This window comes from Ruegeria sp. N4 (genome assembly GCF_056531425.1).
Genome location: NZ_JBQFLT010000033.1, coordinates 1 through 638 on the forward strand (window position 1 = coordinate 1; position 638 = coordinate 638).

1 protein-coding gene is annotated in these 638 nt (G+C 72.1%); it reads right to left on the reverse strand.

What is annotated here, in order from left to right:
- Positions 1 to 638: tetratricopeptide repeat protein (locus ACR0LW_RS21215; RefSeq protein ID WP_480884421.1), on the reverse strand; the 638-nt coding region annotated here is incomplete at both ends.

Below are 638 nucleotides of genomic sequence, written 5' to 3' on the forward strand. Positions count from 1 at the left end.
GATCTCCACCGCCTCTTCGCTGGCCGCCAGCGCGTCCTCCCGCCGGCCCAGAGTGTCGAGGCGGTTCGAGAGGTTGTTGAGCACCGTGGCCAGGTTGGGCAGGAACGCATCCGGGCGCGCGGCGGCGAGGCTGCGATAGATCTCCACCGCCTCTTCGATGGCCGCCAGCGCGTCCTCCCGCCGGCCCAGAGCGTCGAGGCGGTTTGAGAGGTTGTTGAGCGCCCCGGCCAGGTCGGGCAGGAAGGCATCCGGGCGCGCGGCAGCGAGGCTGCGATAGATCTCCACCGCCTCTTCGATGGCCGCCAGCGCGTCCTCCCGCCGGCCCAGAGCGTCGAGGCTGTTCGAGAGGTTGTTGAGCGACGTGGCCAGGTTGGGCAGAAACGCATCCGGGCGCGCGGCGGCGAGGCTGCGGCGGATCTCCACCGCCTCTTCGACGGCCGCCAGCGCGTCCTCCCGCCGGCCCAGAGCGCCGAGGTGGTTCGAGAGGTTGTTGAGCGACGAGGCCAGGTCGGGCAGGAAGGCATCCGGGCGCGCGGCGGCGAGGCTGCGGCGGATCTCCACCGCCTCTTCGATGGCCGCCAGCGCGTCCTCCCGCCGGCCCAGAGCGTCGAGGCAGCCCGAGAGGTTGTTGAGCGACG